6 protein-coding genes and 6 tRNA genes are annotated in these 7,119 nt (G+C 58.2%); 9 read left to right on the forward strand and 3 right to left on the reverse strand.

Features of this window, described 5'->3' with window-relative positions; all coding sequences use genetic code 11:
- Position 1 precedes the first annotated feature (1 nt).
- The gene (locus ACNA0I_RS25520) at positions 2–1,258 is read right to left on the reverse strand and encodes an amidohydrolase/deacetylase family metallohydrolase (RefSeq protein WP_415808831.1); all 1,257 of its coding nucleotides are present in this window, start codon (positions 1,256–1,258) and stop codon (positions 2–4) included.
- 390 nt (positions 1,259–1,648) lie between these two features.
- On the opposite strand from ACNA0I_RS25520, the gene ACNA0I_RS25525 reads away from it, so the two are divergent.
- From ACNA0I_RS25525 to ACNA0I_RS25555, 7 genes are all read left to right on the forward strand, one after another.
- Positions 1,649–2,158, forward strand: a complete 510-nt coding sequence (locus tag ACNA0I_RS25525; RefSeq protein WP_415808832.1) for a MarR family winged helix-turn-helix transcriptional regulator — start codon at positions 1,649–1,651, stop codon at positions 2,156–2,158.
- A 235-nt stretch (positions 2,159–2,393) separates the two neighbouring features.
- Positions 2,394–2,469: transfer RNA gene (locus ACNA0I_RS25530), tRNA-Ala, on the forward strand.
- A gap of 33 nt (positions 2,470–2,502) precedes the next feature.
- Positions 2,503–2,578, forward strand: a tRNA-Glu gene (locus tag ACNA0I_RS25535).
- 40 nt (positions 2,579–2,618) lie between these two features.
- Positions 2,619–2,695: transfer RNA gene (locus ACNA0I_RS25540), tRNA-Asp, on the forward strand.
- Between the two features lie 60 nt (positions 2,696–2,755).
- Positions 2,756–2,831 (forward strand) — tRNA-Ala (locus tag ACNA0I_RS25545).
- Positions 2,832–2,852: 21 nt separating this feature from the next.
- Positions 2,853–2,928 (forward strand) — tRNA-Glu (locus tag ACNA0I_RS25550).
- A 39-nt stretch (positions 2,929–2,967) separates the two neighbouring features.
- Positions 2,968–3,044: transfer RNA gene (locus ACNA0I_RS25555), tRNA-Asp, on the forward strand.
- 54 nt (positions 3,045–3,098) lie between these two features.
- Here the strand turns inward: ACNA0I_RS25555 and ACNA0I_RS25560 are convergent.
- Together ACNA0I_RS25560 and ACNA0I_RS25565 are read right to left on the reverse strand one after the other, a co-directional pair.
- A complete protein-coding gene (locus ACNA0I_RS25560; RefSeq protein ID WP_415808833.1) occupies positions 3,099–3,749 on the reverse strand; it encodes a fused MFS/spermidine synthase in 651 nt (216 codons plus the stop codon).
- Between the two features lie 215 nt (positions 3,750–3,964).
- Positions 3,965–4,861, reverse strand: coding sequence for a LysR family transcriptional regulator (locus ACNA0I_RS25565; RefSeq protein ID WP_415808834.1), 897 nt, complete (start codon positions 4,859–4,861; stop codon positions 3,965–3,967).
- Positions 4,862–5,024: 163 nt separating this feature from the next.
- Between ACNA0I_RS25565 and ACNA0I_RS25570 the strand changes: the two genes are divergently transcribed.
- Positions 5,025–5,996 carry a Bug family tripartite tricarboxylate transporter substrate binding protein gene (locus ACNA0I_RS25570; RefSeq protein WP_415808835.1) on the forward strand — a complete coding sequence of 324 codons (972 nt, stop codon included), beginning with the start codon at positions 5,025–5,027 and terminating at the stop codon, positions 5,994–5,996.
- A gap of 6 nt (positions 5,997–6,002) precedes the next feature.
- A partial coding sequence (locus tag ACNA0I_RS25575) for a CaiB/BaiF CoA transferase family protein (RefSeq protein WP_415808836.1) occupies positions 6,003–7,119 on the forward strand: 1,117 nt, incomplete at its 3' end.

Raw genomic sequence — 7,119 nt, forward strand, 5'->3', positions numbered from 1 at the left:
CTCAGGCGGCGGCCTTCAGGACAGGCAGGATAGGCGCGTCGGCGTCGTAGCGCACACCCTCGCGCAGACAAAACCGCGGGTTGAGCATGCGCGCGGTCACCGCCTGATTGCCTTCGTTATCGCGTAAGGTCCATTTGCCCCGCTCATCTGACAGGACCGACACATCGGCCACCGCCCCAACGCCCAGGTGGCCGATCTCGCCCTCCATGCCCGCCAGTTTCGCAGCCTCGCTCGTCACCATCGGCACGACCTGCTCCAGCGGCACGCCCAGCGCGAGCATGCTGGTCATCGTCGACACCAGCGAAAACCGGATCGCGCTGGTGAACAGATGGTCGCCCTCGTCGGGATGGATATCGGGCGTGGCCGGAGGATGCGGCACCTTGGTGTTATAGCCATGCATGTCCGCGCCCAGCGTATCCGGCAGAAAGCCCGCCTCCAACACGCGGCGCGCCATGTCGAAACTGAAGTGCGAGCCATGGCCCACATCAATCTTCATCCCGCGCGCCACCGCTTCGCCCAGCAAGGGATGCACTTTGCCGTCCGTTCCGACAAATCCGCCCGGGTGCCTGCTGAACGGATGCGCCAGCACATCGCCGGGCTTGGTCAGCTCCAGCACGTCACGAAAGATCGAATCGGGATCAATATCCAGGCCCGAATCCGGCGAGGGCCATAACTGTCCAAAATGGATGTACACCGGCAAATCCGCCTCGCGGCCGATCTGCGCAGCAATGCGCATGACATCCATGCCCCAGCGCTGAAATCCGCCTAGTTCGGCATGAGCCTTGACGCCACGCACCAGATCTTTGTTGGCCAGCGCCGCCTTGACCGTCGCATCCACATCCAGACAGGACGGGCGATACAACTCGGGGTAATAGTGCCCTTCCAGCCCGCCCACCAGATACGCCGAGATAAAAGACAGCACACGCGAGGTGGCCGGCTCGGCGACGTAATGCCTGAATCCCGGAATCGTGATGCAGCTCGCGCCACCCTGATCGATCAAGGTGGTCACCCCGCTTTTAATCCCGCACGTATCTGCGTCCAAGCCAAAGCGGCCGGTGACATACCGATAGACATGCGCGTGCGTATCGATGAGCCCGGGCAACACCAGGTCTCCCCGGCAATCCACTGTCGTGGCTTCGGCACCATAGGGCACGTCTATGCCAGCAACCCGTCCATCCCGTATCACCAGATCGCCGACGCGATCCACACCGTTGGCGGGATCCATGATGTGCCCGCCCAACAATACCGTTGTAACCATGACTGTTTCTCCCATCTGACCTGTCCGGCCCCGAGAGACAACAAAGCAATATGCATGCCAAATCGGCCGGACAGCCCAGCCGAGTTGCTTTTAAGCCTTTGATAAAACAAGACTATTTTTTTATAAAAATATGTGGTGCACCATCTAATTAAGCGTTTTCCCTTAGCGGGCCGGTGCATCTGGCTCACCAAACCTGCATCGTTACGGCGCCAGATCTGGCACCAGCATGAGGCAGTTTATGTGGTACACCACCTATTTTGGTGCACGACATGCGCCAAACAGCGGCGCATCACCCTTTGTATTTTTCACGGTCAATGACAAATACGTGGTACACCACTTACACTGACAATTCGCCCGTTGACGCATGGCGCATGCGCGCCCAGCCCAGTAATGAATGAACTCAATCAGAATGCCGCACTGCGCGCAGAATTGCAGTCCTACCAAAAACGCACACTACTCTATACCCGCCCAGGTTTTTTGATACGGCGGCTGCATCAAATCCATAGCTGGCTATTTTCCGAAGAAACCAGCGCGTTCAACATCACGCCGGTGCAATACAGCCTCCTGACAGCATTACGCGAGCGGGGTGAACTGGACCAGAATTCCCTGGCTTTGGATATCGGACTGGAACGCAGCAGCGTGGCCGAAGTCCTGCCACGACTGGAGCTACGCGGGTTGATCGAACGCCGCCAGTCACCCGACGACGGCCGAGTCAAGCTGGTCCGTCTGACTCGCGAAGGCCGCACGCTCGTCAAACGCATGCAACCCGCCGTACAAAGGGCGCACGATCGCACCATCGAGCAATTGCCCGAGGAGACCCGCGATCTGTTCATGCTGCAGATGATCCGATTGGTGGAAGCCAATAATTCACATGCGGTGGCGCCGCTTCGGGTACGCTAGACGCCGGCCCCGTCACATAGAGAATTCCTACAAGCCAGCGACCAGTGGGGGCTGGGGCTCGCCCCCAGTAGGGATCGCAGCCGCGACGTAGAGAGGGGTCATCGACCCCATTCACCGTGACTTGCACACGCAAAAAAACTCGTGCATAATCTCGTTTCTTCGCCAACGGCACTGAACAAAACCGGCAACGACAGGGATAAAACCCCGAAAATTGCAGATTTTGGTTTGGAGAAACGGGGGTATAGCTCAGCTGGGAGAGCGCTTGCATGGCATGCAAGAGGTCAGCGGTTCGATCCCGCTTACCTCCACCAGTCGACAGCGAAGTTGCAGTACAGTTAGTCCAAGTCCCCTTCGTCTAGAGGCCTAGGACATCACCCTTTCACGGTGAGTACAGGGGTTCGAATCCCCTAGGGGACGCCAGCTTTCTTAGTTGGTTGCAGTATTAGTGGTACACCGCTGCGGAGCGGTAGTTCAGTTGGTTAGAATACCGGCCTGTCACGCCGGGGGTCGCGGGTTCGAGTCCCGTCCGCTCCGCCACAGAATTCAAGGGCCAGCGCGCTTACGCCGCTGNCCCTTCGCAGTAAAAGTAGGATGTTTGGGGGTATAGCTCAGCTGGGAGAGCGCTTGCATGGCATGCAAGAGGTCAGCGGTTCGATCCCGCTTACCTCCACCAGTTTGCAGTACAGCAGTCCGAGTCCCCTTCGTCTAGAGGCCTAGGACATCACCCTTTCACGGTGAGTACAGGGGTTCGAATCCCCTAGGGGACGCCAGCTTTTTTAGTTGGTTGCAGTTTAGTAGTACACCGCTGCGGAGCGGTAGTTCAGTTGGTTAGAATACCGGCCTGTCACGCCGGGGGTCGCGGGTTCGAGTCCCGTCCGCTCCGCCAAAAAATTCAAAAAAAGCCCTTATTCAAGGGCTTTTTTATTTTCTGCAATACAGCTCAACGGAGGATCAGCGTCGCCTCGATGAGCTTGAAGGTCGGCTGCAACTGCCGCCATGCGTCCTTGCTCATACCGTCGGGTTTCCGCAATGCCGTGCGCAGATCCATATCGTCAAAGCGCTCGCCCTTGCAAGCGAATACGATGCTGTTGGTCATATCGTCGTCGATGACTTCGAACAGCGACGTACCAAACGTCTCGCGCAGGAATGCGAGGCAAACCGGATACGACTCGCTCTCTAAATGCAGATTCACGACCAGAATGCCGTCAGGCAACAACGCTGCATGGCAGTCGTCGAAGAACGTCTGTTCGCACAAGGCCGGTGGCATGCCCTGCCCGTCGTAGGCGTCGATCAGCAAAACATCCACCGGCATAGGGCCGTCATGTAGATAGTCTTTGCCATCCGCGGCAATTACGCGAAAGCGTTCATCGTCTGGGGGCACGTGAAAAGCGTCTCTCAACGCGATGACATCAGGGTCGATCTCGACCACATCGATCGACGTCCGGGGCAGATAACGATGGCAAAACTTGGGCAACGACCCACCGCCCAAGCCGATCATCAATATGTGCGCGGGATCATGATCAAACAGCAGAAAACCCATCATCAGGCGGGTGTACTCGAATTCGAGCGCATACGGGTTCAGCAGGGACATACTGCTCTGCACCGAGGCGGATCCACTGAACTGCAATGTCAGCGCGTCGCGCGTCCAACGCAACCGGGGCTGACCCGAGGAGTCATCTGCGGGTGTAGGTTCAGGCAAGGACATCATGCGTTGAAGAAAGCGAACGGCGATCACGGCATCTTACCGGCTTTCCATTACGCAACAGGCCTGCTATGGCCGGACTGACCTGGGATACGCTGGATTTGCTACCTGCCCGCTCCCAACACCGCCTCGACCACGCGATACACAGCACGAACGGCGGCGTCATTCGCGCGGGGACGATACGTGACAAGATTGATTGTGCGGCTCACCGCCGGGTTCGCGATCGGCGTGATCGCAAGCTCACCATGCTTGATCTCGTCGCCCACCGAATGCGCAGACAAAATGCTCTGCCCCTTTCCTGCAGAGACGAGTTTTTTAATGGCATACGTTGAATCAACATCCAGCATGACATTAGGCGCCCGTCCCACATGTTCTGCAAACGTCCGCTCGATCATCAGCCGCAGCGTTTGCGGAAACGCCGGCAAAATCAGCCCTAAATCGGCAATATCCGCCAACGACACCGTTTCCGGCAACCGCTGTTTGAACGCGGGATCCGTGACCAGGTATAAATCTTCTTTCCCCAGACTGTGCACCGCCAACGGCGTGTTACCCGGCACGTCGTACACCACCGCCAGATCCACCCGGCCGCTTTCCGTCCATTCGAGCAAGGTGCCGCTCATATGCTCGGTCAGCGTGAGTTTGATGTTGGGATAACTCCGAGCCGCCTGCTCCAACACCTCGACACAGAATTTCGTGTTGACCGCCGTAGACATGGCCAACGTGACGCGGCCTATCGGATTGACATCAGAGGATTTGAAATCGTCCTGCACCGAGTCCACCCGGCGCAGGATCTCCAACGCATGGGCTTTCAGATGATGGCCCGCGGGCGTCAACTCAATCCCACGTGGCAATCGCTTGAACAAGACCTGACCGAGCTCTTGCTCCAATTGCCGCAATCGCTGGGAAATCGCCGGCTGCGCCACATGAATTTGCGTCGCCGCGCCAGAAATACTGCCGCATCGGATGATCGCCAGAAAATAGCGCAGTTGTGTCAGCGTCATGATGTCTTTCCGTTACCGGCACAGCCCCTGGAATTCACGATCTGCGCCGCGGCCTGATGGCAAGGCCATACATAATCATCTATACAAACCATATTTTTATACTATTTTACCTATGGCAAATTTACATGAAGAATAGGAGAAAACATTCCGGAGACACCGAACCATGTTCTTCAAGCATTTCGCAGCCAGCCTGGCTGTAACGGCTGGCATCGGCCTGGCCAGCACAAGCGCCTACGCCGCCTACCCCAGCCAACCCGTCAACGTCATCGTCCCGCAGTCGCCAGGCGGCACCAATGACATCGTGGCGCGCCTGATTTCCGACAAACTGGCGCAGAAACTCGGCCAGCCCTTTGTCGTGCAAAACAAGCCCGGTGCGGGCGGCAACATCGGCACGGCACAGGCCGCACGCGAGGCTGCCGACGGATACACCGTACTGTTCACAATCAGCAGCGCCCAGGCCATCAACCCGGCCATCTACAAAAATCCCGGCTTTGATCCGGTCAAAGACTTCGCGCCGGTCGCCGCCGTCGGATCCGTGCCGAACGTGCTATGCGTGCACCCGTCATTCCCCGCAAAAACACTGTCCGAATTCATCACCGAAGTCAAAGCCCATCCCGGCAAATATCAATACGCCTCGGCGGGCAACGGCACGCTCAACCATCTGCTCGGCGCCATGCTGGACGAAAAAGGCGGCCTGAAACTGGAACACATTCCCTATCGCGGCGTCGCCCCCGGCATGACCGATGTCCTCGGCGGACAGGTTCCCATCATCTTTGCCAGCCTGCCCTCGTCCATCGCCACAATCAAAGCCGGCAAGCTGCGTGCCCTGGGCGTCAGCACCAAAGAACGCAACCCTGCACTGCCGGACGTACCGGCCATCGGCGAACAGATCCCCGGCTACAACGGCGAACTGTGGATCGCCATGTACGTGCCCAAGAACACCCCGAAAGACATCATCGACACACTCTACAAAGCCACCGAGAGCGTGCTGGCAGATCCCGACGTCAAGAAAAAATATGCCGACCTGGGCGTTGAACCGTTGAACGACAACCCCGAACAACTCGCAAAACGCCTGGACGACGACCTGAAACTCTGGGGCGCCATCGTCAAATCCACCGGCGCACAAGTGAACTGAACACCCATGACACAGACCGCTCACACTCACGCCTTTACCCCCGGCCAGGACGGCCCGCTCAAAGACATCAAAGTCGTCGACATGTCGCGCCTGGTCGCTGGCAACATGCTGTCCGTATTCCTGGCTGATTTCGGCGCCGACGTCATCAAAGTCGAACGCCCCGAAAAAGGCGATGACCTGCGCCATTGGCGCGAAGGCGGCCAGGCCGTGTACTGGAAAGTCTACGGCCGCAACAAGCGCTCGTTAGCCCTCGATATCAAATCCGAAGAAGGCCTGACACAGCTCAAAAAATTGATCAAATGCTCGCAGGTATTGATCGAAAACTTCGTGCCTGGCGGCCTGGAAAAAATGGGCCTGTCGCCCGACGTCCTGCACGCCCTGAATCCGGCGCTGGTCATCGCACGCGTATCCGGCTGGGGCCAGACCGGCCCCTACAGCCACAAACCGGGATTCGGCACACTGGTCGAAGCCATGTCCGGCTACGCCTATCTGAACGGATTCCCCGACAAGCCTCCTGCCCTGCCCCCGTTAGCCATGGCAGACATGATCGCAGGCATGTATGGCGCAGCAGGCGTCCTGACCGCGTTGCGTAGCGCGGAAAAAACCGGCGTCGGCCAGATCGTCGACCTCTCGCTGTTCGAACCAATTTTTTCCTTGATCTCGTCCGAAGCCGCAAAATTCCAGGCGACAGGCACACCCACCCTGCGCTCGGGCAATCAGTCCGCACACACCGCGCCGCGCAACGTCTACGTCTGCAAAGACGGCAAACACATTGCCATGTCGGGATCCATGCAGTCCATGGCCATGCGCATTTTCGACACCATCGGCATGCCCGAACTCAAGACCGATCCCCGTTTTGAGAACAACGACGTGCGAGTGCAAAACAAAGACCTGTTAGACGAAATCATCCAAAGCTTCGTCTCGCAGCGCAATCAAGACGACAACCTGGCCCTGTTCGAACAAGCCGGCGTCACCGCAGGCCCCGTCTATTCCGTCGCCGACCTGATCGATCACCCCTACGTCACAGGCCGCGAAGCCATCGTCCACGTCCCCGACGCCGACATGGGCAGCGTCCCCATGCACAACATCATCCCCCGCCTATCCGCGAGCCCCGGCGTATTCC

It is taken from the genome of Bordetella muralis (genome assembly GCF_965139205.1).
GTDB classification, from domain to species: domain Bacteria; phylum Pseudomonadota; class Gammaproteobacteria; order Burkholderiales; family Burkholderiaceae_B; genus Bordetella_A; species Bordetella_A muralis.

Excerpts from the sequence above, each read along its gene's own strand:
- ACNA0I_RS25525 (WP_415808832.1), top strand. The coding sequence starts at position 1,649 with ATGAATGAACTCAATCAGAATGCCGCACTGCGCGCAGAATTGCAGTCC.
- ACNA0I_RS25520 (WP_415808831.1), bottom strand. The coding sequence starts at position 1,258 with ATGGTTACAACGGTATTGTTGGGCGGGCACATCATGGATCCCGCCAAC.
- ACNA0I_RS25560 (WP_415808833.1), bottom strand. The coding sequence starts at position 3,749 with ATGTCCCTGCTGAACCCGTATGCGCTCGAATTCGAGTACACCCGCCTG.
- ACNA0I_RS25565 (WP_415808834.1), bottom strand. The coding sequence starts at position 4,861 with ATGACGCTGACACAACTGCGCTATTTTCTGGCGATCATCCGATGCGGC.
- ACNA0I_RS25570 (WP_415808835.1), top strand. The coding sequence starts at position 5,025 with ATGTTCTTCAAGCATTTCGCAGCCAGCCTGGCTGTAACGGCTGGCATC.